The organism is Xenorhabdus stockiae (genome assembly GCF_002632825.1).
GTDB lineage: Bacteria > Pseudomonadota > Gammaproteobacteria > Enterobacterales > Enterobacteriaceae > Xenorhabdus > Xenorhabdus stockiae.
On record NZ_NJAJ01000138.1, the window covers coordinates 1 to 726 of the forward strand.

Annotated in this window: 1 protein-coding gene; it reads right to left on the reverse strand. The window is 43.8% G+C overall.

Annotated elements, in window-relative coordinates; genetic code table 11:
- Window positions 1-26: 26 nt before the first annotated feature.
- Window positions 27-724, reverse strand: a protein-coding gene (locus tag Xsto_RS20810) for an IS1 family transposase (protein ID WP_211284369.1) whose coding sequence is annotated in 2 segments (ribosomal slippage) — window positions 27-475 and window positions 475-724 — 699 coding nt in all. Because the reading frame shifts where the segments join, the coding sequence is not laid out codon by codon here.
- Window positions 725-726 lie beyond the last annotated feature (2 nt).

The window sequence follows — 726 nt, forward strand, 5'->3', positions numbered from 1 at the left end:
GGTCATGCTTCCAATAGTTAGATCTGTTATGAAAGATAGTATTCACGCTCAATGAACGTACCTACCACTTTGTCATGCATCTCTTCAGATTTGGAATAACCTATTGTCTTTCTATTCAGCCTCTTTATCCGGATACGAAGCGTAAGATTTGTTCTCTCAATACGTTGGGTAAATTTCTTTCCCGTGAGGTGTTTTTCTTTAGGCAGACAATCATAAACGGCATAATCATCTGTACAGTAAAACCGGATAGTAAAAGGAGACAAGAGAGCCAGCAGCTTTTTCAACGTTTTCCTGCTGCGATCCCCAAACACATGTGCCACTACCCGTTTCCTATTCGGCTCCCAGGCATACCAGAGCCAGCGTTGATTTTTCTTATTACCGACAAAGGACCATTGTTCGTCTATTTCACAGACAAGATGAATCTCACTGCCCGCAAGCGGCAGCGTAGTTACTTGTCTTGGCGTGAGTTTTTTAATGTGCGAATGACCGTGTTAATACCGACTTTCAGAACCCGAGCCGTGTCCCTGACACCAGCGTTATTCATGGCCATATCAATAATTCGCTCTTTCATACCGGGATGGCAGGCTTGATAGGTATAGTGCAGTTGGAAGGTTTTGCGACAGGCATAGCAGTGATAGCGAGGATGTCCAGTACGTCCTTTTCCATGCCCTTTAACCTCGTTTGTTTTATGACAGTAACGACAAATCACATCCACTTTAGCCATAT